This is a genomic window from Bradyrhizobium sp. ARR65 (genome assembly GCF_000472385.1).
GTDB lineage: Bacteria > Pseudomonadota > Alphaproteobacteria > Rhizobiales > Xanthobacteraceae > Bradyrhizobium.
On sequence record NZ_AWZU01000002.1, the window covers coordinates 157,982 to 183,752 of the forward strand.

The 25,771-nt window shown below is 61.5% G+C and carries 23 protein-coding genes; 3 read left to right on the plus strand and 20 right to left on the minus strand.

The genetic code is table 11. The features are described 5' to 3' along the window. Nucleotides 1-479: 479 nt before the first annotated feature. The gene (locus tag F758_RS46290) at nucleotides 480-1,379 is read left to right on the plus strand and encodes a helix-turn-helix domain-containing protein (protein ID WP_024506527.1); all 900 of its coding nucleotides are present in this window, start codon (nucleotides 480-482) and stop codon (nucleotides 1,377-1,379) included. A 40-nt stretch (nucleotides 1,380-1,419) separates the two neighbouring features. Here F758_RS46290 and F758_RS0103385 read toward each other — a convergent pair whose 3' ends face one another. From F758_RS0103385 to F758_RS49245, 4 genes are all read right to left on the minus strand, one after another. Next, nucleotides 1,420-1,767 carry a hypothetical protein gene (locus F758_RS0103385; protein WP_035720635.1) on the minus strand — a complete coding sequence of 116 codons (348 nt, stop codon included), beginning with the start codon at nucleotides 1,765-1,767 and terminating at the stop codon, nucleotides 1,420-1,422. 150 nt (nucleotides 1,768-1,917) lie between these two features. Further along, nucleotides 1,918-3,186, minus strand: a complete 1,269-nt coding sequence (locus F758_RS0103390; RefSeq protein WP_024506529.1) for a flavin monoamine oxidase family protein — start codon at nucleotides 3,184-3,186, stop codon at nucleotides 1,918-1,920. Between the two features lie 229 nt (nucleotides 3,187-3,415). Then, nucleotides 3,416-4,243: an SIR2 family NAD-dependent protein deacylase gene (locus F758_RS0103395; RefSeq protein WP_024506530.1), complete on the minus strand. Its 828-nt coding sequence runs from the start codon at nucleotides 4,241-4,243 to the stop codon at nucleotides 3,416-3,418. A 102-nt stretch (nucleotides 4,244-4,345) separates the two neighbouring features. Continuing rightward, the gene (locus F758_RS49245; RefSeq protein WP_157449845.1) at nucleotides 4,346-4,738 is read right to left on the minus strand and encodes a hypothetical protein; all 393 of its coding nucleotides are present in this window, start codon (nucleotides 4,736-4,738) and stop codon (nucleotides 4,346-4,348) included. Between the two features lie 217 nt (nucleotides 4,739-4,955). Here F758_RS49245 and F758_RS0103405 point away from each other — a divergent pair, with 217 nt between their 5' ends. Next, nucleotides 4,956-6,470: an amidase gene (locus F758_RS0103405; protein WP_024506531.1), complete on the plus strand. Its 1,515-nt coding sequence runs from the start codon at nucleotides 4,956-4,958 to the stop codon at nucleotides 6,468-6,470. Nucleotides 6,471-6,527: 57 nt separating this feature from the next. After that, on the plus strand, nucleotides 6,528-7,283 hold the full coding sequence (locus F758_RS0103410) for an SDR family NAD(P)-dependent oxidoreductase (RefSeq protein WP_024506532.1): 756 nt from the start codon (nucleotides 6,528-6,530) through the stop codon (nucleotides 7,281-7,283). Nucleotides 7,284-7,590: 307 nt separating this feature from the next. Here F758_RS0103410 and F758_RS43230 read toward each other — a convergent pair whose 3' ends face one another. The 16 genes from F758_RS43230 to F758_RS0103495 all read right to left on the minus strand — a co-directional run bounded on the left by F758_RS43230 (nucleotide 7,591) and on the right by F758_RS0103495 (nucleotide 25,710). Continuing rightward, entirely contained in the window at nucleotides 7,591-8,292 is a 702-nt protein-coding gene (locus F758_RS43230; RefSeq protein WP_024506533.1) for a phosphatase PAP2 family protein, read from the minus strand. Between the two features lie 218 nt (nucleotides 8,293-8,510). After that, a complete protein-coding gene (locus F758_RS0103425; protein WP_024506534.1) occupies nucleotides 8,511-8,807 on the minus strand; it encodes a hypothetical protein in 297 nt (98 codons plus the stop codon). Between the two features lie 9 nt (nucleotides 8,808-8,816). Then, a complete protein-coding gene (locus F758_RS0103430; RefSeq protein ID WP_024506535.1) occupies nucleotides 8,817-9,557 on the minus strand; it encodes a hypothetical protein in 741 nt (246 codons plus the stop codon). Nucleotides 9,558-9,582: 25 nt separating this feature from the next. After that, nucleotides 9,583-10,671, minus strand: a complete 1,089-nt coding sequence (locus F758_RS0103435; RefSeq protein WP_245286409.1) for an endo-1,4-beta-xylanase — start codon at nucleotides 10,669-10,671, stop codon at nucleotides 9,583-9,585. A 29-nt stretch (nucleotides 10,672-10,700) separates the two neighbouring features. Continuing rightward, the gene (locus F758_RS43235; protein WP_024506537.1) at nucleotides 10,701-11,111 is read right to left on the minus strand and encodes a hypothetical protein; all 411 of its coding nucleotides are present in this window, start codon (nucleotides 11,109-11,111) and stop codon (nucleotides 10,701-10,703) included. 7 nt (nucleotides 11,112-11,118) lie between these two features. Continuing rightward, nucleotides 11,119-12,345: a glycosyltransferase family 4 protein gene (locus F758_RS0103445; RefSeq protein ID WP_024506538.1), complete on the minus strand. Its 1,227-nt coding sequence runs from the start codon at nucleotides 12,343-12,345 to the stop codon at nucleotides 11,119-11,121. 9 nt (nucleotides 12,346-12,354) lie between these two features. Continuing rightward, nucleotides 12,355-13,632: a glycosyltransferase family 4 protein gene (locus tag F758_RS0103450; RefSeq protein ID WP_024506539.1), complete on the minus strand. Its 1,278-nt coding sequence runs from the start codon at nucleotides 13,630-13,632 to the stop codon at nucleotides 12,355-12,357. Then, nucleotides 13,629-14,423, minus strand: coding sequence for a WecB/TagA/CpsF family glycosyltransferase (locus F758_RS0103455; protein WP_024506540.1), 795 nt, complete (start codon nucleotides 14,421-14,423; stop codon nucleotides 13,629-13,631). Before F758_RS0103455 ends, F758_RS0103450 begins: the two co-directional genes overlap by 4 nt. A gap of 269 nt (nucleotides 14,424-14,692) precedes the next feature. After that, on the minus strand, nucleotides 14,693-16,132 hold the full coding sequence (locus F758_RS0103460) for a lipopolysaccharide biosynthesis protein (protein ID WP_024506541.1): 1,440 nt from the start codon (nucleotides 16,130-16,132) through the stop codon (nucleotides 14,693-14,695). 3 nt (nucleotides 16,133-16,135) lie between these two features. Continuing rightward, on the minus strand, nucleotides 16,136-17,188 hold the full coding sequence (locus F758_RS0103465; protein ID WP_035720732.1) for an acyltransferase family protein: 1,053 nt from the start codon (nucleotides 17,186-17,188) through the stop codon (nucleotides 16,136-16,138). Between the two features lie 22 nt (nucleotides 17,189-17,210). Further along, nucleotides 17,211-18,290 carry a glycosyltransferase gene (locus F758_RS0103470; protein WP_024506543.1) on the minus strand — a complete coding sequence of 360 codons (1,080 nt, stop codon included), beginning with the start codon at nucleotides 18,288-18,290 and terminating at the stop codon, nucleotides 17,211-17,213. A gap of 9 nt (nucleotides 18,291-18,299) precedes the next feature. Then, nucleotides 18,300-19,583, minus strand: a complete 1,284-nt coding sequence (locus F758_RS0103475) for a VpsF family polysaccharide biosynthesis protein (RefSeq protein WP_024506544.1) — start codon at nucleotides 19,581-19,583, stop codon at nucleotides 18,300-18,302. Nucleotides 19,584-19,702: 119 nt separating this feature from the next. Next, complete coding sequence (locus tag F758_RS0103480) at nucleotides 19,703-22,021, minus strand: polysaccharide biosynthesis tyrosine autokinase (RefSeq protein ID WP_024506545.1); 2,319 nt, start codon at nucleotides 22,019-22,021, stop codon at nucleotides 19,703-19,705. After that, the gene (locus F758_RS0103485; protein ID WP_245286411.1) at nucleotides 22,002-23,462 is read right to left on the minus strand and encodes an outer membrane beta-barrel protein; all 1,461 of its coding nucleotides are present in this window, start codon (nucleotides 23,460-23,462) and stop codon (nucleotides 22,002-22,004) included. Before F758_RS0103485 ends, F758_RS0103480 begins: the two co-directional genes overlap by 20 nt. A gap of 376 nt (nucleotides 23,463-23,838) precedes the next feature. Further along, nucleotides 23,839-25,008, minus strand: a complete 1,170-nt coding sequence (locus F758_RS0103490; protein ID WP_084305074.1) for an acyltransferase family protein — start codon at nucleotides 25,006-25,008, stop codon at nucleotides 23,839-23,841. 114 nt (nucleotides 25,009-25,122) lie between these two features. Next, complete coding sequence (locus F758_RS0103495; protein ID WP_024506548.1) at nucleotides 25,123-25,710, minus strand: polysaccharide biosynthesis/export family protein; 588 nt, start codon at nucleotides 25,708-25,710, stop codon at nucleotides 25,123-25,125. Nucleotides 25,711-25,771: the final 61 nt, after the last annotated feature.

The window sequence follows — 25,771 nt, forward strand, 5'->3', positions numbered from 1 at the left end:
CCGACGGGAGCGGGCGGCAGCGGGATCGTCGGCGCCATGCTCATGACCTGGCTCAGTTGGCTAGGGGGCTGGTGGAATGCCCATATGCCGCGACGGCTGCCGATGCTTCAGGTGCCGGCGGTAAGCGAAGTGCCTCTAACCTGATCGGGTCTCGCAATCCGGGGCTCCTCGGTCGCCTGATCCGAGGTACGTTAGTTTGCGAGCATAGGCCGGTATTTCAAGAAAGCACGCCACCGCAGGCGTCTCGGCCGCATACCGAAGTATGACTTGCTTAGCCGACGATATACTTATTCGAGACGCCGGTAGAATAGTGAGCGCAGCGCTGCTCGATATCTTCAGGCTGTAACGGTCGGAATGCCTCGACGAGAAACGCGATTGCGATAGCTGGATTGGCGGGCTGGCCCAATCCAAGGTGCTATCCGCGGCGCAGCTCCGAGTGCTTTCGGCTCACGGTCAATACAGTCAAGAGAGATTGATCCATGCTGCTGCACTCGCAATTGCTACAAGGAGTTCAAGACGATATCGCCGGACGCGTGGCGACCGGCGCAATGCCGGGATTTCCCTCGGGTTTTCTCGGTGGCGAGTCTGTCGCACTTTTATTGAACGATCGGGCTGGTTCAGCACTCCTGTCGCGTGAGGGCCTGGCCGCGGAGAGTGGGATCATCCTCGCCTTTCAACGGCTTCAAATCGTCCTCGCGGGCGCACAAGCTGAATCGGACAAAAGACCGGCTTCCAACATGTCATCCGGGACGGCCGACATTCGCTCGCAAATCGCAGCGCGCCGAGTCGGGTCGGCTCTGCAAAGCCTGCCAACCCGCTCGGCGTCCAAAGAGATGACAGACCCCGTGATCAGGCGTCTATCCGATGCGCTGGCGGCCGCAGAGGATGCCGCTGACCAGCATTCCACCATCTACGCGGACGCCGTGCGGCTCGCTATCGCCATCAGATTGCTTGGGCGGCAGTGCGAAACTCGACCGTCTGCGCCCGACATTGGATCGGTTGAGCCGGAATGCGGCGCGCGACAGGTCCGAGCTTTGCAAAAATGGCGGCTGAAGCGGATTATCGAATATGTCGATAATCATCTGTCGAGCAAAATAAGCTTGGTTGATTTGGCTGCCGTTGCGGGGCTGAGCCGAATGCACTTTGCCTCTCAGTTCCGCGCCGCGACCGGGCTGCGTCCGCATGAGTACGTGTTGAGGCGACGAATTCATCGTGCCGAGGAGTTGCTGCTTCGCTCGACGATGCCGATCGTCGAGATTGCGCTGACCGTCGGCTTCCAGACGCAGGCTCACTTCACCACGGTGTTCAAGCGGTTTGTCGGGCATACACCCTATCAGTGGCGCAACGCCAATCGAGCCGACAGCCTTGCTGCGATGTAGCTTCCCTCGGCGTAGCCTGTGCAGGCCCGTGTTGCGCGAACTAGCGCGACGCAAGTGCCCGCCTGGCCTTATCGAGTTCGAGCCTGCACAGGGCAGGGTCTCCGTGGCGGTCGGCCGCCCGGGCGCGTGCGAGCCGATTGAGCGCGCGCTCCAGGCCGCGGCCGGGCGGTCCCTCGGCTGCAGCAATCGATCCCGGTGTCGGTTGATATCCGCGAAGGGCATCGACGCTTTCGGGCTTCCACGGACCTGCACCCGCATTCCTGTCGATGGCCGCATCGACCTGCGCCTGAAGCCGATCGATGGCGGCCTTGCAGGGGCCCGCGAAAGCGGGCGATGCCGAAAATAGTAACACAATGAAGGCAATGCTGGATGACGGGTATCTTTTCACGGGTGGGTCTCCTTGAGAAGCCAAACCTGATCGCACTTGAGGCAAATGCCAGGAGCGACTCCGGTCGTCTTTCCGAAATGACCGTTGGAGCATTCGGTCGAACTGCGCCGTTGTAGCTGCCGGTCTATGACTTTAGTGCTTCGCCTCTGCTTAAGCGCCGCCCAGACCAGTTTTCAATGTCGGCGAGCGAGCGAGACTTTGCAGGACTTCGGTGGCCGCACGTAATCCCGTTTCATATGCACCGTGGGCCGTGGAAAAGAATCGTGACGAAGTGGCCTCGCCCGCGAAAAACAGGCGATTGTCGATCGGTGAGGCCAGAGCGGAGCGCAAAGTGGCACAACCGGGCAGGGCATGCGAATAGGATCCGCGAGAGAAACGGTCATTCGCCCAACTTGATGCGGCCAGCGGCCTGATCTTGCCGCGAATGGTAGAACCCAGCAGCTTCGTGAGCTCCTCGAGGGCGTACTCAGCCATTGCGTTACCGTCAACGAGCACGCGGGCAAGGGTGCCGCCGTAGAAAGCCTCGATGCAGGGCCGGCCCAGCGGCCTCAAATCGTAGCTGCCGGTTTGTGTGCGATCGGTCGCACCGAACAGATGTCCGTCGAGCGGCAGCATCTCGGGCTGTTCGACAGACAGCATGACCTTCTCGGCATGACCGAGCGGCAGGCCGGCGGCCGCGCTCACCTTATCCGGGAGAGGCGGCGAAAATCGCACGGTCTCCTGCGCGATCAAGTCGGTCGGCAGCGTGCAGATCAGCGCGCTTGCCCGGATGGTGCCTTGTGACGTCTCGACCGCGATCTCGCGGCCCGAGTGGTCAATGCTTAGCACCCGCGTGTTCAGTGCCACGTTGCACGATGATCCGAACGCTGCAACGAGCGCTCCGTATCCGGCCCTCGCGCGCCAGTTCATATCTGTATCGAAATAGCTGGTCGTGTCATGGACCGACACTTTCGACAGCTCTGCCCCGTTTACATAGCTGCTGATGGCATCGATCAAAGCATTCCATCGATTGCCGGGTTGCAGCCAATCGGCCGCCGCCGTGTCCTGCGGAAGCTGGGCTGCGGCCTCGAGGCGGTCCTCGAAGGCGCCGAACGCAGCCTGAAACTCGCGTTGTTCGCGAACCGGAAAATTGATGTCGAAACTCCGCTCGCCCCACTGCGGCTCGCCTTGGACCAGTTCGAACCCCAGGCTTCGCGCGATTGGCACAAAGCCGTTCTGATCCGCCGAATGAAGCCACTCGCAGCCGACATCAAACGCGATGCCCTCGGCGAGCCGCCACGTCAACGCGCGCCCGCCGATGCGGTCTCTTGCCTCCAGGACCAGAATCGAAAGCCCGTAAGCGGAGAGCGCCGTGGCCGCGGCGATGCCGGCCGCTCCGGCGCCCACAATGGCTACGTCGACCGACGAACTGCGCCGCATTTCGCACCATTCCTGCGCTTCGCCATCATAGCTGCCGCAGCCGTTCGGTTAAGGGGCTGGCCGCCGTCCTTTTTTCAATTTTGAGCGAGTCCTGACAGGCAGCCTCTGGTATCGGAAGCGAAACGGCCTGTCAGCGCCGGCCTCGTATGTCCGTATATGCTGTGCTTGCGACAAACTTCTGACGATGCGTTGCTCCTGCGAGCACGATGGCGCCTTGCGCACTGTTGTGTTAGCCCACCGCCTTCGCGCGAGCCTGAAGATCAGCGAGAAACCTAACCAGCGAGCCGGCGGCATCCTCGCCGCTTCCAGCAGTGACCATCTTTATCCCCCAGCGCGCGAGCAGCGCCTCCTGTACCGGATTTGGCGACGGCATGAAGATGAAGGAGGGCGGACGGTGTTTCTCGTAGCCGGACCGCCGCCACGTACCCCAGATCCGGTGCAGCAGCAGGCGAATGTTTGGGTCCGACATGCTGTAGCCGATGAACAGGATCATTCGGCCGAGTGCGTCCGCCCGAAATAGAATGTCGAGTGGCGAGTCGAAGGACAGTCGGTCGAGAAAATCGTTTTCAGTCAGCACCAGCGAGGCGTCATCGTCGAAGTCGCCATGGTATTTGACGATGCGGGTAACCCCGTCGGGGGCCTCCGCGATTTCCTTCGCATTCGCGATTTTCGCGTAAGGCCGACCGTGGGCTTCGAACGCCATCTCGAGATTCCGATCGTAATTCGTAGTGTAAATGACCGGAAAATCGAGCTCCACGATCAGCCTGTGCAGATCGGATTTCGCCACGCGGTCCTCGGCGACTTTCCAATTCCGATCAAGCCAACTCCGCAGCGGACCGATGCTGCCGCGCTTGATGCGATAATATTCCGCCAGCATCTGATGAGTTTCGCTCAGGCCCTCGACGGTTCTGCGTTCAAGTCCGAGCTCATCAAGCAGGTACGCGACGAGCCTGTCCCACGAGGGGAGGCCGACCGCCATGGATACGCCGGCCCCGGCGAAGAGGACCGCGCGCCGTTGCTTGATGGCTTTGGCCAGAACGTCCCTGGAATCTGACATTCCGCTCACTGCGCCGATCAACGCCTCCGCAGCGACGGCGCTCCTTCTTTGCTCGCCTCAGCCCCCAAAAAGCCGACGCCCCGCTACCCCGCGGGGCTCTCTTCAGTGATTGTTTCCTTGGCTCGAGCTTGCGCCAGTACCGCCGCTGCCGGTCACGCCTGACGAGCCGCGGCGATTGCCTTGCGTGGTTCCCATCGAGCCGGTCCCTCCGCTCACGGAATTGTCTGGGCTCATTCCGGTCGTACCGGACCGGTTCGACGTGCCGCCCGTCTGGCCTGCGGTGCCGGAGCTCATTGCACCGCCACTGGTACCGCTCGTCGCGCCGGGTCCGGTTCCCGAAGAACCTGCCGATGCACCTGCGCCAGCCCCGCCCGCTCCGCCGGCTCCTCCGCCTCCACCGCCGCCCCCGCCCCCGCCTCCTCCGCCACCCTGGGCCAGAGCAATCGTGCTGGCGGAGGCGAACGCAGCGGCGAAAATCAGTGTAAGCAACTTCATGCAACATCTCCCTGTTTGGAAGATGGGCAATGACTGCTGTTGCCGTTCGTTCCTAAATTGATCCGTCGCCATGCCGCCTGAGAAGGGCAATGTGATCCATTGCACACCGCGGCACTTTCAATGAAGAATGAGCTCTTCCGGTAAACGGGTGTCCGCTTTTTCCGGATTGGGCTTTAACGTTCGATCAGGCTGGAAACGACGTTCAGGAGAACAAGTCATGGCAGTCAGACGACCCACCCTCGATCAGTTGCGCTCCGTCGCCGAAGATCTCGGCATGACCATGAGCGATGCCGAGCTGAAATCCTACGACGCTTTGATGCAGGCGAATTACGCCGCTTACGACGCGGTCGATGCGATGGCCGACTACGTGCCACCAGTGAAATATCCGCGCACGCCCGGCTACCGCCCCGAAGGTGAGGAGAACAAGTACAACGCCTGGTACGTCAAGACGGAGATCAAGGGCGCGCCCAACGGCAAGCTCGCCGGCAAGAAGATCGCGCTGAAAGACAACATTTGCCTCGCCGGCGTGCCGATGATGAACGGTGCCTCTACGCTGGAAGGCTATACGCCCGATACCGATGCCACCATCGTGACCCGTATGCTGGACGCCGGCGGCACGATCATCGGCAAGGTGCACTGCGAATATTTCTGCTTCTCCGGCGGCAGCCACACCTGCGCCGCAGGCCCGGTCCACAATCCGCACAGGATGGGCTATTCGGCCGGCGGCTCGTCCTCGGGCAGCGCGGTGGTGGTCGCAACAGGCGAAGCCGACATGGCGATCGGCGGCGACCAGGGCGGATCGATCCGCATTCCCTCTTCCTTCAGCGGCATCTATGGAATGAAGCCGACGTACGGCCTCGTCCCCTATACCGGCGTGATGCCGATCGAGTTGACGCTCGATCACACAGGTCCCATGACGCGCACGGTGCGTGACAATGCGCTGCTGCTCGAAGTGTTGGCGGGTCCGGACGGGCTGGACCCGCGGCAGGGCGCGCCGAAGGTGTCGAGCTATACCGAGGCGCTCGGCGCCGGCGCGCGGGGCTTGCGCATCGGCGTGGTGCGGGAAGGTTTTGGCCACGCAAGCTCCGAGCCCGATGTCGATGCCAAGGTCAAGGCCGGCGCGGATCTCTTCGCCAAGCTCGGTGCGACCGTCGAGGAAATCTCCGTGCCGATGCACCTTGCGGCTCTCGCGATCTGGTTGCCGATCGCGGCCGAGGGCGCCACCGAGTTCATGATGAAGGGCAACGGCATGGGCACCAATTGGCGCGGCCTCTACAACACCACGCTGCTGGACGCCCATTCCGCCTGGCGGCATCGCGCCGACGAACTCTCCGATAGCCTCAAGATCACGATGCTGCTCGGGCAATATTTCACCAAACATTATCGCGGGCATTTCTACGCCAAGGCGCAGAACCTGAACCGCAAGCTGCGCGCGGCCTATGATGAGGCATTGGCCAAATACGATCTCTTGTTGATGCCGACGTTGCCGATGAAGGCGACGCCGCTGCCGCCGGCGGACGCGCCGCGCGAGCTCTACATCCAGCGTGCTTTCGAGATGGTACCGAACACCGCGCCCTTCAACGCCAGCGGACATCCGGCCATGAGCCTGCCATGCGGGATGAGCGACGGCCTGCCCGTCGGCTTGATGCTGATCGGAAAATATTACGACGAGCCGACCATCTACCGTGCCGCCGCGGCCTTCGAAGGCGCCGGCGACTGGACCAAGATGTAGCTCATCACGCGGCCGGCTTCGCGTGAGCCGGCCGCATCACCACTCATGGAGGCGGCGATGGATCTCAGGCTGAAAGGAATGAGCGTACTGGTGACCGGCGGAAGCAAGGGCATCGGGCTTGCGATCGCTGAACTCTTTGCCGACGAAGGCGCCAACGTCGCGATCTGCGCCCGCAGTGCCGAGGGTGTCGACAAGGCGGTTGAATCGCTGGCGGCAAAGGATGTGAAGGCCTGGGGGCAGGCGGTCGATGTCGCTGATCCCATCGCGTTGAAGGCGTGGATCGATGGCGCCGCTGCGGCGCTCGGCGGGATCGATTGCATCGTCTGCAATGTCAGCGCGCTGGCGGTCGGCGATACGCCGGAGACCTGGGAAAAGTCATTCCGCACCGATATGATGCACACGGTGAACTCGGTGGCCGCCGCCAAACCCTACCTGGAGAAATCCAAATCGGCCTCGATCGTTATCGTCTCGAGCGTGTCAGGCTTCGAGATCGATTTCGCAGCCGGGTCCTATGGCGCGGTCAAGGCCGCCTTGATCCATTATTCAAAGGGGCTCAGCAGCCAACTGGTCTCAAAAGGCATCCGGGTCAACGTCGTGTCGCCGGGCAACACCTATTTCGAAGGCGGGATCTGGAACAATATCGAGCATGGCAATCCGGATCTGTTCAAGACGGCGCTGTCGCTCAATCCGACGGGCCGAATGGGCACGGCAGAGGAGGTCGCCGCCGGCGTGGTGTTCCTAGCGAGCCCGGTGGCGAGCCGCATCTCCGGCACCAACCTCGTCATCGACGGCGCGCTGACGAGAGCTGTGTGAGCATCCGCCGACCCAAGTTGCAGAGCCGGACGCCATCAACCAGGCTGCCATTGCGAGGAGCGAAAGCGACGAAGCAATCCAGATCGCAACCGCGGAGAAAGTCTGGATTGCTTCGCTTGCGCTCGCAATGACGCCGAAGATTGGCGCGCTGGTCCTCGATTCGTTCGGCTCGACGGCTGCTCTAGATCATGATCCGATTAGACGGAATCGGATCATGATCTCATTTCTTTGTTTGAGCATGATCTTTTCGGAAAACCGGTTTCCACTTTTCCGGATCATGCTCTAGCGTCGCTTCGGCCGTCGTCAGCTATCGGTTGTAGCCGACAAAGAGATGGACGATTGCCACGCCGATGCGCCTTGTGTTGGGGAATCCGCCGGATAGTTCGGCGAGCGCGAGGAAGAACAACCCGTAGAAGTAAGGCGTGTAGCGGGGCTCGAGCGCGAGGATGGGAGCCGCGATCCGTTTCCTGACGGGCTCGCGGTTGATCACAAAACCCGTGGCGATGCCGATCAAGGCGCCGACCAGTACGTCGCTCGGATAGTGGATGCCGAGATAGACCCTCGCCAGCGCGGCAAGTGTCGCGAATACACCAAAGAACAGGCCCCACCATCGCGAGATCAGCCAAAGACCTGCGGCGATCGCGAACAGATAGGTGGCGTTATCGCTCGGGAAACTGCTCCAGTGTTCGAGATCGGCGTGCCACTCGAAGGTCGGAGCATTGACGCCGATGCTGTACATTGGGCGGTCGCGGTAGGGCACGACGATCGATATCAGCCGGTTGACGAGCAGGGATATGGCGACCACGAGAACGATGGTGAGGATGGTCTCTCGCCGTCGCTGAATGTCCTTGTCGGGCCAGTACCACAACAGCCCCACGATCCCCATGAAAAGCGAGCCTTTGAGAACCTCCAGATGGACGACGATGCGATCGAGCGTCGGGCTCCAGCCGCAGAAATTGTTGATGGCTCGAAAAATCGAGACGTCGAGTCCTATCAGGAAATCCGCCACACTGCCCCTCCGCGCTGCACGCGGCCTTATGACGGCTACGTGACATCGCTAGCGGCTTGCGACAGCAATATGACGGACTTTAGGCCTGCGGTTGTGCCGGAAGACTTTCGCGCGAGTTCCCATTGCCTCGACGACGTGCAAACCCGTGGCAAAGGCAGGATATGGCTCGCGGCAATCGGAACCGAGGCGTCATCCGCCGGAAGCGCTTTGGCCATGGCTCAGTCCTTCCAGGGACTGAAACTCTTCGTATCGCCTGGCCTGAGGCCGCCGAGGTGGCGGAGCACGTTGTCGTAGCCGCGGTCTGTCGACTTGTAAATGAGCGTATCGTTTATTTCCTTGCCATCGCTGGTCAGGCGCAAATGCAGGACGAGGGATCGATCGTCCTGCATGGTCGCGGTACCGGTGAAAGGCATCGATGGCCTAGCATCCGAGGGTGACGGCTTGACGTCATCGGCGACGGCTGCACTGCTTGCGCCGAGCAACGCCACGAGAAGAAGTCGGTCGAGAAGCCGCATCGACCGAGCCTATGCGATGTCGTTCCGGCGCCACACGCCAATGACGCGTCCGGTCTTGGGATCATCATCCTCGCGCAGGATCTCGAACGGCGGTGGAAGCCTGAACGGCGGCGCGCAAAGGTTGAGGTGCCTCACCTGGCCGAACTTGATATCGGTATTGCTCCGCGCGTTAGGGTAGGTGGTCGCCAGAAGATAGCGAATGGTGGACTTCCGGAATTGCGTGAGGGCAGCCTGGACCGCCTCGTCCGGAAAATGGATCATCAGGTCGCGCGCGAGCCAACTCTCCACTGGTGGAAGTGGATCGGAAAGCACGTTGAGCTCCATGAACTCCGTATGGGGATATTTCTTGCGATTTTCGACGATGAGATCGTGCACGATATCCGCGCCGATGTAGCGAAATCCCGGCGGCCATTTGACGTGCCGCATCCAGTGAAAATCGCCGCACGGCGCATCGAGCAGCGAGCGGATGGAATGACGCTGCACGAATTCGAGAAGCTCGGCCCTGATCGATACGGTTCGCCGAAGCTCGGCGCCCCATCCGCTGCGGCTCTCGCCGTTGTTCCACCAGTTCTTCCGGAAAATATTTGTGAAGACGAGCTTCGGGTCGTCGGTCCCGAGGCTCTCCACCGTCATCCGCTCGTTGATGATCGAACGCAGCCCGGAGGGCGCGTTGTTGCGGATCGACGAGTAAAGCCGCGGCGTGTGCCGCTTCAGCAGCAACGCGGTTCCGGTTACAGCCTTGGAAAGCATGCGGTGGCTCCTGGCTCTCACGTATTCAGTGCGCCCGACCGTTGGTGGTGGACAGCGCCGGGCGTCGGGCGTTCTCAAATGATTGCGCGATCACGTTCCACAACGGCTTTGGCTGCAAGTGCTCGTCATAGGGCAGGGGTCGGGCAGGTCGCGTGTTCCTGTACTTGCTCATTCCGCGATAGAAGGAATAATTATCGGCAAGCTCCCAGCAGATGAGCGCCTTTACCGCGGGATGGCGCAGCGTCGGCAGCAGAAACTCCTGGGCCGTCTTGGCGACCGCTGCGTCGCGTGCGGCGACATCGTCGGGAAAGGTGCCGTCGTAGACGTCGAATTCGGTGATGTAGATGTCGACGCCAAGGTCCGCCAATTGATGCAGGAATTCGTCGAAGCGGCCGGGATCGTGCGGATACTGCGGCTGCAAATGACCCTGCAGCCCGACGACGTCCAGCTTGACACCTGCATGTTTGAGGTCGGCCACCAACTTCAGGAGGCCGCTGCGTACGGCAAGTCCGACCGCGTCGTCGCGCTCGGTCTGCGCCTCGTTCAGCACCAGTTTGGCCTTGGAATCGACCTGCGCGGCGCGTTTGAAGGCTCGGGCGATGTAGTCGGTGCCGAAGGCGTCATACCAGGGGCCGACGCGGAAGCCGCCGGGCGCGCGGTGCCCCGGCCAGAACGGCTCGTTGACGACGTCCCAGGACTGCAGTCTGCCCACATACCGCGCGACGACCTCATCGATGTAGGAATCGAAGAACGAGCGCCGCTCCTCGACGCTCATGCTCTTGATCCAGGGCGGCACCCATTCGTTCCAGATCAGGCAATGACCGCGCATGGCGATCTTGTTCTGATCGCAGAATGCGAGCATCCGGTCCGCCCACTCAAAATGCTTTGGGCCGGGCTGCGGCGCCACCCGGGCCATTTTCAAGGCGACGTCGGTGGTGATGAGTCTGGTTTGCGTGGCAAAGAGCTGGCGATAAGCCGGGTCCTTGTCGATCACTTCGGCCGCCGCCGCGCCGAACAGGTAGCCGTTGCCCGCGGCGATCGCGCCGAGATTCGCAGTCGGCGCCGCGCTGGCGCCCCGACCGCCGCCCGTGGCGGCAAGGCCGGCAACCGTCATTTGCAGAACATCGCGGCGCGAAAGAGAGCTCATTCGGCGAGACCTTTGATCTGCTGGCACGGGGTGGATGAGGTGGAAGGGGTCCTGACGATGTCGGCGAGAGAGCGCGCCTGAGCCAGCTCCCGCTTGGTGAGAAAATGCAGAGTCGCGCGCGGATAGGCCTCGCAGAACTGCGAGAGCGTTGCTGCGGTCGCTGCGATCGTGTCCTGCTTCGGAATCACCGCGATCCCGCCATCCTTCAGAATGTAGGCGTCCTTCACATTGGTCATCGCCGCAGTCGCCAGGCATCGCTTGAACAAGTCGTCAAATTCATTCGGTTTAAGCGTCAGGTCGCCACCAAGGCCATTGAGCAGATACTCCCGGCTCTTCTCGCAATTGTCGGCGCGTGCTGCGCTCGCGGAGGATGCGAGCAGGATCGCAGCGACAGCGAGGCGCTTCATGTGGTCCTCAAGCCGGATAGGCCGGGCGCGCGGAGGCGAGCTGGCGCGGCAGAGCTGCATCCATTGGCGGCGCAGCTTCACCGACATTCTCCATCGCGAATTGGGTCAGCCCATAAGTCTCGGCGGCACAGCGCTTCCATGACAGATTGTGGGCATGCGCCAGCGCGCCTGCGGCAAGCGTCGACCGCGTTGCGCTGTCCGTCGCAAGCGTGGTGATGGCCTGCGCGATCTCATCGGCCACGGGCGGCACGAGAAGCCCGGACTGTCCAGCGACGACCGCGTCGGGAACGCCGCCGATGTCGGTCGCGACGCTCGGCAGGGCGGCGGCGCCGGCCTCGAGATAAACCAAGCCAAATCCTTCCACGCGGCCGGACGATTCAGGCAGTCCAGTGAGGCAGAAGAAATCGCTCGCGCCATAGATGTCGCGGATCTGCTCGTTCGATAACGTGCCGAGAAAACGCAGGTCGCAATCGGCCGCTGCCGCTGAGTTCCGCAATTCCGCGACATAGTCGGCTTCGCCGTCGGGCCCGATCAAGAGCCAGGTCAGCCGCCTGCGCAGCTCCGGCGGCAAATGCCGAAGCGCCTCGAGCGTCAGCAGGTGCCCCTTGCGCCGGGTCAGCCGCGCAACGGTCACCATCACGATGCGGTCGGCGCCAATCCCCTGCACCATCCGCGTCGCCGCGCGTGTCTGTCGGCTGCCGAACCAGAAATCGGATACGCCGAGCGGGATCGCGTGAATGCGCTGGCTATCGACCGCGAACCGCTGGCGGAAGAGATCGCGCGTGTAGCGGCTGTTCGCGGCGATGATCGTCCGGGAGCCGAAAACACCGGCGGTTCGAATGGCGAGACGCTTGAGCGGCGTCTGCGTCTCATTGATCTCGGTCCCGTGCACGGTCATCAGGATGCGCGCCTGTGTCAGGCCGCGAGCGAGCGCGAGTGGGATGAAGAAGGGCCAATCGGCAGCATGGACCACGTCGAAGTAGCCCGACACGATCTGCCGGCGGGCCAGAGCGATCTTGGACGGCAGGTCCCGCATCGAGTGCAGGCCGCCTTTGAAGCGACGGATTTCAAAGGGCAAGCGGCGATCATCCGCCGATCTGTCCTTGCCATAGTCAGGTGCAACCACGGTCACGTTGGCGCCGAGCTCCGTCGCAGCAACCGCGATCTCCCGCGCATAGGTTCCGATCCCGCCATTCGCAGGCGAAAACTCGCTCGTTAGCAGGAGAATGTTCACGGCACCACCTCAGTGGGCCGACGAGGCGACCGTCATGCCCCGTGCGTTCTGGATGTCCTGATGGTAGCGAAAGACACGTGCAAGCTGCTTGTTCGGTGTGAAATCGGAGATGGCGGCTGCAACGCGCATGTGATCCATCTCGCCGCTGCTGATTGCATCGCGCAGAGTGACGAAGCGCTGCGCCACCGCTTCCGCCATGTCGTCGACCGAACCGGCCCGCTGGACCAGAAAGCCGCTCTCGCCGTCGTGGATCACGGATTCAAGCTGCGGCAGATGCACGGCCACGACGGGGCGGCCGACCGCGAGCATTTCGAGCACGCAGCGCGGCATCCCCTCGAATTCGGACGTCAAGATTCCGGCATGCGCGTGGGCGAGTGTTGCGGCCATTCCGGCGGCATCCTTGAAGCCGTGGCGAATGGTAATGTCCTCGACCAACGCGAAATCGGCAAAGCGATGCGGATCGCTGGTCCCGATATAGTGGAATTCGACCCCCTCATCGAAGCGCTTGCGAAGACGATCGATGGCGCGGAACATCAGCGCCGGATTCTTGAAATCGTCAAGCCGTCCCGCATAGACGATCCGGAAGGGATCGACATCACGGTCCAACGGCTTTGGCTGAAAGATCTCGGTATTGACCCAGGTCCACAGCGTGTCGATCTTGTCCTTCTGATGGGGATAGGTCTTCTGCAGCCGCTCGGTAATGAAAGGGTTGACGCAAAGGAATTTCGTACTGTTTGCCACCGCAAACCGCTCGCCGGCGCTGTGCACGAACCAGTATTTACGCAACAGCGAATCCATCTGAAGCTTCGGAACGCCTTCGCCATGCAGCATCTGGACAAAGGGCAGCCGCAGCACCACCGGCAGCCAGGAATATTCGACGCGACGCAAATCGATCGTGCAGCGTCGTGAACGGATAATACGCGATATCGGGCCAAAGTAGCGCAGCAGCGCCAGGAAGAATTGGCCGGTCAGCGATTTCCGCAGGCTGCGGGCAGCTTCCCGCGCCTGCAGATCCGAATAGTGCAGGATAGGCAGGAAGTCGAAGGTCCGGCCGCGAAATGTGAGCCTGTGGATCTCGCCCAGCTTGAGATCACCCTTCGCGTCGACACCGATGAACAGCAGATCAGTATCCGCGGGGTGGAAGGTGATGAAGTCCCGAATGTAGGTCTCGAGCCCGCCGACTTTCTCGCCGCGGGGATCGAACGGATGAATAAGGCAGATCTGGTAGCGGGGCTGGCCGTGGCTCGCGTTGCGCGCGCGCAATGCCAATGTCACCGTAGATGTCATGCGGCTTTCCTCATCCGTGCGGTGAGAATTTGCGGGATCGTGCGCGCGACAAGCCGTGGGACGACGGCCATGCAGCGCGCATAGCGAGGGCCTAACCGGCGCGGGTCGTGCAACATCCGCCACGCCCATTCGAGCCCAATTTTCTGCGTGAGCGAAGGCGCCCGCGTTTGCGTGCCGGCGATGAAATCGAGCGCGGCACCGATACAGAGCATCCCGGTTCCCTTGAGCTCGTCGAGGCAACGCGCGGCAAAGACTTCCTGGCGAGGCGCGCCAAGGGCAAGGAAACAAAGCTTGGCGCCGGATGCGCGAATGCGTTCGATCGCAAAATCCGCTTCGCTCGAATAGGGATCGAAATTGCGACCCGGCGCGTAACAGCCAGCGATCTCAAGGCCCGTGAACTTTTCACTCAATCGTTTGGCGGTAAGAGCGAGGGTCGGCTGGTTCGAACCCAACAGGAAGATCGAGAGCCCTTTCTTCTGCGCCTCCTGGCACACCGGTTCTACCAGATCGGCGCCGGTGGTGCGGCTGACCGGAGTCCCGAGCAAGCGGCTGAGTACGACGATTGGAAAGCCGTCGGCCGTGACAAAGCGAGCGCGGCGATACGCCGCCCGAAATTCCGGCCGTTGCTCCAACTGGACGACGTGATCGAGATTGAGCGTGCAGACGCTGAAGCTATCGCCGTTCTGCGCGGCGGATACGATCGACGAAACAGCTTCTGGAAGTGATGGCACGTTGATCGTGATCCCGTCGACCGTGAGGTTGCGTGGTTGTTGCGTCGGTGCGTCCAACATGTCGATCCCTTGATGACAGTTGTAATAACAAACGCATGATCAAAGTATCGCCTGCATGCCCGCCGCCAGCGCAACGGGAACTATTGGAAATGAATCGTCGTCAACGAACGCCGCGTAAATAATCGAACTATTGCGACGCAACGATGGCGGTGCTGCGTGGCGAGATGCTGAAGTTGTCGGCAACACATTCTTCGCTAGAAGATCTGCCATGCGGTGAACAAGCGTGAATGTTCGTGCGTAACATTGCGACGATCGCGACATCGAATAGTTCATGTTTCCGATTGCTGCTGGCGCAAGCGAAGCATCTTGAGCAATGCGGGTGCATAGAACACCGCGAGCGCGGCGGCATAAATCGCTGCGCCGAGCGCGACATGACTGGCCAAAACAATCAGCGACGATGCCTCCGGCATCATGTTCAGCACGGCCGCCATGATTGCGGTGGCGACGGTGAGCGGCGCGAGATGTTCCAGCGGAAGCGTCAGGCCGAATCGCAGAAAGGCGATGGCAAAACTCGTGCTCGCGGCAACGACCGCGGCGACCACGGTGGCGCCCGCCGCGCCGGTCAGGCCCCAGCGACTGACGAAGATGAAGCTGAGTGCAAGCGTTACGGTTGCGTCGATGGTTGTAACGATCGCCAGCAATCCGGTGCGATGATGCAGCAGGAACGTCTGGTCGACAAAATGCGCGCGCAGACTCCTGATGGAGCCGGCGAGCACCGAGAGCGGAAGAATTGCGAGCGTTACCTGTTGGAAGGCAGGGGCAATCAGGAGATGCACGATCTCCTGGCGCAGCATGAAAATGCCCGTGATGCAGGGCGCAAGAATTGCGATCAGCAGCGCGCTGTTGTCGGCAAGCTGGCGCATCGCGACCTTGGCGCCGTGGCGTTCCATGCTTTTGACGGCGATGGGATAAGCGGCGGCCGTCACCAGCATGGCGGCGAAGGTTGCCGCCCGCTGGCCGAGGCCGTAGCCGACGGCGAACAAGCCAGCAGCGGCCACGCCCAGCATCTCGTTGACGACAAAGCGCGAGGCGTTGAGCCCGACCCAGCCGAGCGCGCCCCCGATGATCAGGGGAACGCCATATCGCGCCGCGTGGTTGATGATGTCGCGATCGAGCGGCCAAAGGCCGCGACCGCAGCCGATTTTGGGTAACACGATGAGGGCCGCGGCCAGTTGGGCAATGGCATAGCCAACCAGCGGCCATTCCGCGGATCGATCGACCAATTTGATCAGGATCAGCCCGATCACGAATCCGAGCGCTGGACCGACCGTCACTTGGATCGAATAGACTGCGATCTGGTGTTGAACCCGCGCGCGGTCGGCGAGGTAGAGATTGAGCGTCCGGGTGGCTACATAGGCGACGGTCGCCCCGACGAGCCTGCCGTTGGCCTGAGGCGCGATCACCATGAATAGAATGGCGACGACGATCAGGCTCTGCAGGACGACGGAGCTGAGCAACACCGCATTCTCGGTGCGATAGAATCGCGCCGTGTCGCCATCGTCCTGATAGCGGCCGAGAAAGCGCAAGGCGTATTGCGACCACCAGGCAAGAAACGCGATCTGCAGGAGCTCGTGTGTTGCGGTGACGAGTGTGATCACGCCGAGCGTCGGTTCGTCGACCACGTGGGTCCAGACGATCATCGCAACCAATTGGGCCAGCGGACCGACGATCTGCGCGGGCATATAGAGCAGGGTGTTTTTCAGCAGCATGGGTCAGGCTCCCAGCCATCGGCACACGCGGCGAGGGACGAATTCCCTGACGATCAGCAATGCGATGATGCTGCCTGCCGCGGCAACGGCAAAGGTGATCAACGAGGCGGCCGCCGGACCGAGTTCGCGCAGCGGCGCGTGGTCACGCATCAGCATCACGAAGAAAATGTGCCAGAGATAGATGAAGTAGCTGCCGGAGCCCAGCGAGGCGACGAACGGCGATTCCACGTCGAAGGAGAATAGCAGCAGGCAGAACAGGGCGGCATAACCGAAAAACGCGATTGAATCGTAGTAGTCGGCATCACCCAACTGAAACAGCCGCACACCCGCGTAGATGCCATAAGTTACAATCGCAGCGGCGGCGAGCAACGCGCGCGCGTCAGGGAGCGCGGATTTGATGGCGAATAGGCCGGCCAGCGTTCCGAGCGCCATGAAGGCGAACCAGAACGGAACATCGCGCATACGGACTTCCTCGATCATGCTCTCGGTGAAACCAAGCCGGGACAGCAGGGGGTCGAGATAGCTGCCGACGATCAGCCCAAACAGAATGGCAAGGAGCAGCAGAACGACCAGGCGGGTTTGGAATTTCGGGCTCCTTGAGGCGGCCGTGAACACCAGCCACAGCACGATCGTGCAGCCGATGTAAACGAACACGTAATAATAGACGAAGACGTAAGCGAGAACCAGGCGGGCCAGCGTCGTGGTGGGACGGTGGTCCATCGCCGGATTATGCAGCGCCATGTAGATATAGGCGGCAGCGAAAGCGATCGCATAAGGAATGACGGCCGCCTTCAGGCGCTTCATAAGCGGGACCTTGCCGGAGAGCGCGGTGAGATAGCCCGAGACGAACAGGAAGATCGGCACGCACGGCCGTAATACCGAGTCGATCGCCAGTTCCCCTGCGCTGAGCGGGTGCTGCAGGGAATGAATGCCGATCACCATCAGGATCGCGAGGCCTCGCATGCTATCGATGGCGGTATCCCGGCTGGCGGCGCCTGTCCGCACGTGCGGATCAGGAATCGACGGAAGTGAATCTTGCGCCGCCAGAGAAGTCATCTGCTGCAATCCGGAACTGGCCTCAATGCTCGACGACGTGGCCGCCGCCATGCTGCAAGGACATAGGCGCCTCGCTTCTCGCAAGGCTGGCGATCAGGCCAATGACGGCGTCGCGGTCGGCGCTTGCCAGCGCGTTCCAGCGTTGCAGGTTCTGCGCATCCAGGGCGACATAGCGCGATCGCCACTGGTGATCCGATAACAGCCCCGTGATCCTCGCCGCCGCCGCTGCGGGTTCGGTCGGATCGACGAAGATGCCCGAGGCATCCAGCACTTCGCGAAAAATGGAGGCATTTGGCGCGACGATCGGCAGCCCGCCATATTGGGCTTCCAGCAGCGGCAAGCCCAGACCCTCCTCGTGAGAGGTGCAGATGAAGATATCGGCGGCATCAAGCAACTCCCGCACGCGCTCCTCAGGCTGATAGCCGTGGAGCGTTACGCCGGGAAAGCGGTCGAGCGCCTGCCAGTCGTCGCCCCAACCCTGCCGTCCGACAATGTCGAGTGTCGCATCGGCAAGGCCTTGCGCGCGTAGTGCGCCGACAATTCGTGCGGCTGCGATAAAGTTCTTCCTCGGTTCGACTGTTCCCAGCGCGACCAGCCGCAAGCCATGGCCCTGGCGTTCGGCGCGGCCTGCGGTGTTGAGCCCGAAAACATTGCGGACCGGCGGCCGGTAAAGCGTGATTGCCGCATCGGGGCGGCAATGCGCCGCCAGCTTCTGCCGGGTGTCGCACGAATTGGCGAGGAAGCGGGGATAGCTGCGCAGTGCAAGGCGGAACGGAGCGGCCATATAGAAGCGTGCCCGCAGGTTGAGGTCGGCCGGTCGCGACAGCAGAAAAATGTCATGGATGTAGGGCAGCACGCGGGATGCGAATGGCCGCAGCAGGGGGCTCGGCGGAAAGCCGGGACAGAGCAGCACCGATGAGGGCGCTGCAAGCCGCAGCGCCAAACCAAAGGTCTGCCGCATGACCATTTGATGCGTGCCGTGGGCCGTGACCGGAACGACATCCAGCGGTGCCAGAGCCTTGCGCGAGAACAGTTCGAGCGTGATGCGTTCGAGGCCAGTGACGTGGCGCCCGAGGTGGGTATGATCGACATAGATCGTCATGGAGTGGCCTCATGCGTATGCCGGAACCGGCCGCGGTCGGCTCTGCGGACTGACAAGCGGCGCCACCTTGCGCTCACGCGGCAACAGTAACGTGATCAAGGCCGCAAACTGGGCAAGCTGGATGTTCTTCGATGAGAAGCTGACTGAACTCGCCGCGATGATCGTGATCAGCAGCAGGATCAGCCACGCCGCACCCGTTGCGCGCTTCAGGATTTCCGTGAACAAGCCGGCCAGCCCGAAGGTCAGCAGCACGGTGGAGACGATGCCGAACTGAACGATCGAGGATATCCAGAAATCCTCGATGCCGAATTTGAGGCCATAGGCCGTCTGCAGCGCGGATGCGCGGACCGGATCGGGGCCCAGAATGAGCTCCTGCCACTGAAAATGGGAAAGCAGGCTGAAGGTGGCATAACGCGCCGAGGTGCTGCCTTTGTCGGACGAAAACCGCAGCAGCATCTTGTCAAAGATACCGTGATCGAGCGCGATGAAGACGAGCGCAGCCCCGACGAACACGAGGCAGATTGCCCCAACGACAGCCAGGATCGAGGTTCGGCCACCGCACAAGACGCTGAGGACTCGTAAACCCGCGGCGATGCTTATAATAATGAGTACGGTGACGAGTGAGGTCCGGCCGCCGAATGCCATCAACGAGGCGAGAGAGAGGGCGATGAGCGGTAACCGCACGATGACCGGCGGGCAAATCGCCGGACGGAAGACGAGGGCAAGGATGTATCCAGCAATCACGCCAGACGCCGTCAGCGGGTGGCCGAGCAGCGCCGACGCGCGCCACTCTCCGGTGACGACCACGTTGCCGAGTGTCAGCGGAATCAGGCGGTGCCCGGTGTGATATTCATAAAAGCCGATGACGATGTTGATCAGAATGGTGAGGTGGAGCACCCAGATGATCGGCCGCCGCTGCCAGGAGGAGAGTTGCCAGATGACCAGACACAGCAGAAGCGGGAGCAGAAAGGTGTCGATGATCACCGTAAACGGCCGCTCCGTCAGCACCATCTGAACCAGGAGACAGACCCAGCAGAGCAAATAGAACAAGAGCAGCTTTGCCCCGGAAAACATCCGGATGATGTCTCCGACCGGATCACCTTGGCGGATCGCAAGCAGGACAAAGGCGAGCACGGCGAAATAGGTCGCCGGATGCAGCTTTTCGTAGAAATTCCCGCCCGAGGTCATGTAGTGGATTTTCCAATGCGTCAGCATGCCCGCCGACATCGTGAAGATGCTGGCCACGGCAAGCAGCACGAGCCCCGCGATCGCCGCATCGATGAGCTGGATCAACGCGGCTGGCCTTGCGGTGACGCTTGACGACTGGGGGCCGGGCGCCGCGGCCCGAGCCGCTGCGCGCCCCGTTCTCGGCCCGGCAAGGCTCGCCGGCGGCACTCGGGGAGCGAACGACATTATCGTGCGGCCTCGACGGTGAGGCCGGAGGTGGCGTAAGGCTTGAGATAGGCCGAACTCTGATAATAGTCGTAAAAGCGCAAGCGGCTCAGATCGACACGTGTCAGCACCGTGCCGAGAATCCGGTCGTGCACCGGTGCGAGCAGGTCCATGGTGTGAGAGAGGACCTCGCCCGGTGTCTGGTCCCAAGCCAGCGCCAGCACGATGCGATCGGCAAGTTCGGCCAATGCGCGGCCGTCAACCAATGGCACCAGCGGCGGGGAATCGATGACGACCAGCTCGTAACGATGGCGGCAGTGGTCGAGGACATCGACCATCTGCTCGGAAAACATCAGTTCCGTGATGAATTCGGTCCGCTTGATGGTGGTCGACGGCAGAATCGACAGGCCGGTGCTCGGATCCACCAGGATCGCCCGCTCCACGGGTGCGCGACCCATCGCGATCTCGAGCAGCCCGGTCTCGGCATGCGGGCAAAGCGAGCGCGTCAATTGCGGATTGCGAAGATCGCCGTCGATCAGCAGCGTCTTGACGCCCAGCGTTGCCAGCGACTGCGCAAGATTGGCTGCGAGCGTGGTTTTTCCCTCGTTTTCGAGGGCTGAGGTCACCAGCACGACCTTGACCGGCTGGACGCGCATCGTTCGTTGCAGCGCCAGTCGAATGGAGCGCACTGCTTCCGCGAAGAACGTGCCGGGCGCCTCGATCGCGTAGCGCATCAACGGCGGCTGCAACGGCGCCGGCAACAATGTCGTGGTCTTGGGATCATAACGGTCGAGCTCGCTTCGCCCTCGTTTGGCCCGCCCGGCGAGTTCGCCGGCGCTGATGAGCGGAACCGCGGCCAGTGCCGGAACGCCGGAGATCTTCTCGGCCTGATCGAGTGTCTTCACCCGTTCATCCAGGTAGTCCGCGATGAACGCGAGCACGCTCCCGATGCCGAGGCCAAGCGTCAGCGCAAGACCGAGGATCAGAAATTTCTTGGGCCAGGACGGCGAGATCGGAATGCTCGCCTTCGTGACCACGTGGGAATCCGGCAACTGTAGCGCCTGCTGGGCCGTGCTCTCCTTGTAGCGGGCAAGATATGATTCATAGAGTGTACGGTTGGCTTCGGCCTCGCGCTGTAGTTCGCGCAAGCGCACCTGTGCCTGGCTCGAGGAGGTCGCGACCCCCTGTAGCTGGTCGAAATTCTGCTGCAGCGAGGCCTCGCGGGAGCGCGCAACGTCGTAATCGTGCTGCGTGCTCTGCAGGATGCGCTTGATTTCCTCATCAATGAGGCGCTGCGTATCCCGGAGCTGGGCATGGACGGCAGCAACCGAAGGATGGCGCGGCCCGTATTTGCTCAAGAGATCGGCTTCGTTCTTGGCGATATCCGCATATTGCGTGCGCAGCCGGGCGATGACATCGGAGGAGATCGCCGCGTTGATGCCGCCGGGGTCGCCGCCGTTTTTGGCTAATTGACGAGCCTGTTCGTATTTGGCGCGGGCCTCCGCAGTCTGGACCCGCGCGGCGATGAGCTGGTTGTTGAGGTCGGTCAATTGCTGATCATTGACCGTCACGCCCTGTGACACCGTGAGGTTATTGGCGGCCCGATAGTCCTCGACTGCCTTTTCCGACGCCACGACCCGCGACTTCAGCTCGTCGATCTGCCCGTTGAGCCAGTTTGCCGCGATTTTCGTCGCATCGTTCTTGGCACGTACCTGTTCCTCGAAATAGGCGTCCGAGACGGCATTTGCGATCAGTGCGGCCTTGCGCGGCGATTGGGAGCTCACATTGATGTCGACCAGGAATGTGGTGCCTTGGCGCGCGACCTTCATTCGCCGCTGCAGGATGTCGACGGCCCTGGCGATCGCCGCGTCCTGCGGGCTCGCGCCGCCTTCCGGACCGGCCGTCTTGAAGAACGACTTTATATAGTCGAGCGCGTTGGGCGGCGGATTAAATTCCTCATCGTTGGTAAGTTTGAGTTTCTCTACCACCCGTTGCAGGATGGCGATCGACTGGATCAGCATTGCCTCGCTGTCGATGGTGGCGTCGTCGGTGCCATAATTCGAGGTCTCGACCGACGATTGGTTCGATTCGATCGCGGTGGTACGCCGCGGATCGACGAAAACCGTCGAGGTCGCGGTGTAGAGCGTCGTTGCCAGGATGAAGATATAGATCAGCGCGAGTGCGGCGAGCGCGGCCGAGCTTACCGCCACGAGCTTCCAGCGCCGGCGCAGGATTCGCGCCATTTCACGTAAATCCACCGTCGGCTGCGGCCATTTTGCGGTTGCCGGCGGGGCCTGTTCCTCCGGCACCGGAGGCTGGTCAAAACTGCGCTGTAACATTTATCCCAACCAGGTGTTTGTCGAAGTTGAAGACCGGCACGTCGCTGTTGCGGTTCGCGTACTGGTGATAGAGTGAAATGTATCCGTACCGATTGAGCATGTATTTGATGCGGGCCTCGGTGCTGATGACATGGTCCTTGCGGACGATCCCGAAGAATCGATCCATCTCGTAGGCACCGCTCAGTGACAGGATGACGTTACGGCGCAGCTCGTAGTCGGCGCCGAGCTGCAAGGCGTTGCCGAGCACGCCCGTGGAACTGGTCTGCGAGGTTTCCGTGACGAGCTGCTCGGCCTTGAAATGGAGGTCGAGCAGGCGCGTCGGTCGCCAGGTCACCATGGCGCGATAGGAGGGACCAGCAATGGTGCCGATGGTCGGGTCAACGAACCGCTGCTGCACATAACCCGCGCCGATTTCACCCGTGATGAGGTTGCTCAAACCAAGGGTGATGCCCGAAAGCGCGCGGTATCCTTGCGAATCCAGCGGCTGTCCCGGAGTCCCACGGACGTTGCGCTCATTGCCTTCGGCGGCCGCGAACCAGCCGAACATTTCCGAGATGGCGTAATCGGCCCGGCCGTGAAGCGAATAGACCTGGCCGTCGAGGCTGTCCTGACTAATGACCGCGCCGTTCTGCGCGCGGGTCGATCCATAGTCATAAGAATCGGTGCGAAAACCAACTGATGTTGTCAGGCGATTGAATTCCTTGCGGACGCTGACATCGCCGGAGAAGAGGTTGTAGGGCGTCGGCTGAATCGCGCCGGCCGGCGAGGCGAGCGTGCCGACGCCGACATTCAGATGAGCGATCTCAAAATTGGTCAGAACCGCGAGATCGCGGGAGACATCGTACCAGGCGTTGCCCTTGAGGCTGGCGTTGGTCTGATCAAGTCCGGGATTGGCCTTGTAGGCTGTTTCCTGTGCATCGAACGTCAGGTCGATGCCATGCCGCTCCCAAAGCGTATGCGCACGCAAGCTGGGCTCGATCACCGCGGCGATATCCGAGCGCTTCATAATGTTCGACGAGAAAATATTGCTGTCGTAGAAGGCGCCGGCCATGAAGGATGGCAGGAACATCCACGAGCCGTCGCGAATTCCGACCTGCTCATATCCCGGCTGTTGTCGAGTCTTCACCGGCGTGTCCTCCGGAGCCACCTCTTCGCGGCTGTCCCGATCCGTCAGGAGCGGCAGCGGCGTCGGATCGAATATCCGTTGGGCGTTCCATGGCGGAGCAACTTCTTCGGTCGTCATCGGGACTACCTGCGCTTTCGCCGGTGATGCGAGGCTAAGCGCAATCGCCGCAGCGGGTATAGGTGCAAACTTCAGACCACGACCGCGCAGTGATCTCACGGAACGAGAGATATCCTCACTCACGTTCACGTGTGAGATTGCAAACGCACACATTTCACCATCTGTCCTTTGTGGGAAGCGACGAACGCCGCTACTCAACTACGTTCGATCGTTGCCCAAAAAACACATCGTGAAGTTCGTTTGCGGTCCACATATCCATCTGCGTCGCACGGCGTTGAGTGATGAGCTTCAAGGTTGTCCTTCACTGCAACGAGAATGAAGAAGAAAAGTTTTCCGCGCCGCAAAAGAATTTGCATTCCAAAGAGACGAGACTATGGCGAGCGAGTAAGACGAACGTGAGAGCAGCGCGAACGCACACACTGCGAATCGAAAACAGAGTGAATCGCATGCGCTGATACGTTTGAATGCACGCTGCGCAGGAAATGCTGAGCAAAGCTGTCGCGATGTTGAGCAATGCAGCGGTTCCAATGTTACTTAGAAACACTCTTCGCAGCGTATGATCAACTGACCAGCGTTAACGTCCCGTATCGTCCGGCTTCGCCGGCAAGGGAACGAGCAGTCGGCCGACCAAAACTTTCTTGAACAGTCGACGCGGTCGCTCGAAGAGCGCGCTGAAGCCTGAGGCAACGATGATGCACGCTGCGCTCAGGCATGCGAATTCCAGCAGCACCAGCCAGGTAATCGCCGTGTGGCGCGTTGGCCGATGCGTCGCGTCGAGAAAGTGCATGTAGAGCCTGATCAACGGATAGTGAGTGACGTAGAGCGAGAAGGACAGGTCGGCGAAGCGTCGGCTCCAATCCGTCAAGTGTTCTGCAAGCACCGAACGGATGCCCGATTGCGGTAATGCCCGGTCAAGAAACGTGATCAGCACATAAGAGAAGGACACCGCCAGAAGCAGGTCCCGGAGCCAAAAATGCTCCTTGCCGAACTCGAGCCGGCCGAAGACCAGCGCGCCAGCCAGCATCACGAGCGCCGGCCAGCGCAGGCGTGGGAAGCCGGCCGGGACGGACCAGAGCGCCGCGCCGATCAGCCAGAACGGGAAGTCGAGGACAACATTGGTGTCGTCAAGGGCAGCGAACTTGAAGGACAGTACGAAAATCAGTGCGACGCCGGCGCATGCAATGACGAGCCAGACTGAAAACACTCGCGAAAAAATGGCGACCATCACGGGGAACGCGAAATAGTACACCACTTCGTTCGAGATGCTCCACAGCGGCAGATTGTTACAGAGCGGCCTGACGAGGAAATTTTGAAATCCCAGCGCATTCCCGACTATGGTCTGCGGCGTGTCGCAGCATCCCAAGTTCGGCGCGAACTGTTGCAGCGTGGCCGACAGAGCCGTCGCCGCGATCAGGACCGGTCCAATTCGGATGCTGCGGTCGAGCCAATACTCGCCGATGTCGCGTGGCGATCGCATGTCGACGCGAAGGACGGCTCCGCCGACCAGGTAACCACTGAGAACGAAAAACACGATCACTGCGTCGTGTCCGAACGCAGTGATCATAAAGAAGGCACTGCTGAGCCAGTTGCGTGCAACCAGGGAGTCATAGGGAACGACAAGCGTCGAGCGGACGTGAAAGAACAGGACAAGCAGGGCAGCAATGGCGCGAGCGAAATTCAGCACATGCGAAAGCGCCATCGTTGCCGCCAGCGGATTGGCCGCAGATTTGTACATCACTGGCATGCTGCAATCCGTTCGTTCGTTGTGCAGCCGAAAGCGGTCAGACCCGAAGATATCGGCCGGAATGCGCGGGCGCGTGGCCAGCCGCGCAAGCGCCGCAACGTGTTCCGGCGCGCGTTAGAACCAGCGTTCGGGGATGCGAATATTGTCGCCGGGAAAGACCGGGATCGGCGCGTCCAGCGAGTAGACTTCCTCGGTCCCCGCTCCCGCGCGCCGCAGATAGACCTTGTTTTCGTTGGCGCGGTAGGTGAAGCCGCCGGCGCTTGCTACGGCATCCAACACGGTCAAACCGAGACGATAGGGATATTCGCCGCCCTTTTTGACCTCTCCGAGAATGTAATAGGGCCGATAAAGCGCGACCTCGACGTTCACGCGGGGATCGCGGACGATGCCCTTGGCCAAGGCCGAGGTGATCGCGCTTTCAAGCTGTCGCGTTGTGAGGCCTTCGGCGCGAATGCGGCCTGCGAGCGGAACCGAGATGTGCCCGGTGCTGTCGATCTCGTATTCTCCGGTGATGTCAGGTTCCCCGTAGACCTTCACGCGAACGCGATCATTTGGGCCGAGTACATAGGTGGACGCGGTCGGCGCAGGCAGTGAGGCATGTTGCGCCCAGGCCACGGACCGAGAGGCGAGGCCTGACGCGGCAAACATGGTGAGGGCAAGGAGTAAAAAGAATCCGACGGCGCGCGTCGATCGTCGCTGCATGACTGTATCCCCAAGAGGCAGAAATCGGCGGCGAATGATTGTTGAGCAAAGAAGGCAAAAA

What these genes read in the sequence shown, in the direction of transcription:
- F758_RS46290 (WP_024506527.1), top strand. Translation starts at nt 480, where the DNA reads ATGCTGCTGCACTCGCAATTGCTACAAGGAGTTCAAGACGATATCGCC.
- F758_RS0103390 (WP_024506529.1), bottom strand. Translation starts at nt 3,186, where the DNA reads ATGCGGCGCAGTTCGTCGGTCGACGTAGCCATTGTGGGCGCCGGAGCG.
- F758_RS0103395 (WP_024506530.1), bottom strand. Translation starts at nt 4,243, where the DNA reads ATGTCAGATTCCAGGGACGTTCTGGCCAAAGCCATCAAGCAACGGCGC.
- F758_RS49245 (WP_157449845.1), bottom strand. Translation starts at nt 4,738, where the DNA reads ATGAAGTTGCTTACACTGATTTTCGCCGCTGCGTTCGCCTCCGCCAGC.
- F758_RS0103405 (WP_024506531.1), top strand. Translation starts at nt 4,956, where the DNA reads ATGGCAGTCAGACGACCCACCCTCGATCAGTTGCGCTCCGTCGCCGAA.
- F758_RS0103410 (WP_024506532.1), top strand. Translation starts at nt 6,528, where the DNA reads ATGGATCTCAGGCTGAAAGGAATGAGCGTACTGGTGACCGGCGGAAGC.
- F758_RS0103425 (WP_024506534.1), bottom strand. Translation starts at nt 8,807, where the DNA reads ATGCGGCTTCTCGACCGACTTCTTCTCGTGGCGTTGCTCGGCGCAAGC.
- F758_RS0103430 (WP_024506535.1), bottom strand. Translation starts at nt 9,557, where the DNA reads ATGCTTTCCAAGGCTGTAACCGGAACCGCGTTGCTGCTGAAGCGGCAC.
- F758_RS0103435 (WP_245286409.1), bottom strand. Translation starts at nt 10,671, where the DNA reads ATGACGGTTGCCGGCCTTGCCGCCACGGGCGGCGGTCGGGGCGCCAGC.
- F758_RS43235 (WP_024506537.1), bottom strand. Translation starts at nt 11,111, where the DNA reads ATGAAGCGCCTCGCTGTCGCTGCGATCCTGCTCGCATCCTCCGCGAGC.
- F758_RS0103450 (WP_024506539.1), bottom strand. Translation starts at nt 13,632, where the DNA reads ATGACATCTACGGTGACATTGGCATTGCGCGCGCGCAACGCGAGCCAC.
- F758_RS0103455 (WP_024506540.1), bottom strand. Translation starts at nt 14,423, where the DNA reads ATGTTGGACGCACCGACGCAACAACCACGCAACCTCACGGTCGACGGG.
- F758_RS0103460 (WP_024506541.1), bottom strand. Translation starts at nt 16,132, where the DNA reads ATGCTGCTGAAAAACACCCTGCTCTATATGCCCGCGCAGATCGTCGGT.
- F758_RS0103465 (WP_035720732.1), bottom strand. Translation starts at nt 17,188, where the DNA reads ATGACTTCTCTGGCGGCGCAAGATTCACTTCCGTCGATTCCTGATCCG.
- F758_RS0103470 (WP_024506543.1), bottom strand. Translation starts at nt 18,290, where the DNA reads ATGACGATCTATGTCGATCATACCCACCTCGGGCGCCACGTCACTGGC.
- F758_RS0103480 (WP_024506545.1), bottom strand. Translation starts at nt 22,021, where the DNA reads ATGTTACAGCGCAGTTTTGACCAGCCTCCGGTGCCGGAGGAACAGGCC.
- F758_RS0103490 (WP_084305074.1), bottom strand. Translation starts at nt 25,008, where the DNA reads ATGCCAGTGATGTACAAATCTGCGGCCAATCCGCTGGCGGCAACGATG.
- F758_RS0103495 (WP_024506548.1), bottom strand. Translation starts at nt 25,710, where the DNA reads ATGCAGCGACGATCGACGCGCGCCGTCGGATTCTTTTTACTCCTTGCC.